This is a genomic window from Pseudomonas putida (assembly GCF_028682395.1).
In the GTDB taxonomy this organism is placed as follows: Bacteria; Pseudomonadota; Gammaproteobacteria; order Pseudomonadales; family Pseudomonadaceae; genus Aquipseudomonas; species Aquipseudomonas putida_AB.
The window spans coordinates 1-378 of the sequence record NZ_JANHLC010000043.1 but is presented as its reverse complement, the minus strand read 5'-3'; the positions used below and the strand labels follow the sequence as shown (position 1 = coordinate 378).

At 57.7% G+C, this 378-nt stretch carries 1 protein-coding gene; it reads left to right on the top strand.

The genetic code is table 11. From position 1 onward, the window contains the following. Window positions 1-378: Ig-like domain-containing protein (locus tag NPS46_RS25150; RefSeq protein WP_274112056.1), on the top strand; the 378-nt coding region annotated here is incomplete at both ends.

The following is a 378-nucleotide window of genomic DNA, read 5'->3' as shown; positions in this document are numbered from 1 at the left end:
GCAATGTGTTGGGCAACGACACTTTGGGTGCCGATGGCGCGGTCGTGGTCGGCGTTAAGGCCGGCAGCCAGATCGTCAATGTCACTACCGGTTTGAACACCAGTATCACCGGCACCTACGGCACTTTGACGGTCAATGCGGCTGGCGTTGCGGTTTATCACAGCAACCCCAATGCTGTGACGCCGCCCGGTGCGAGTGATGTGTTCACCTACACGATTCGCGATGGCGACGGTGATCTGAGCACTACAACGCTGACGATCAATATCGCCGATAGCGGCCTGACGGCTCGGACCGATAGTGATGTGAAGGTCTATGAAAGCGCCCTGGACACCAGCAAGGATGGTATTGATCTGGCAGGCGGTACGGTTACGGGTAGCA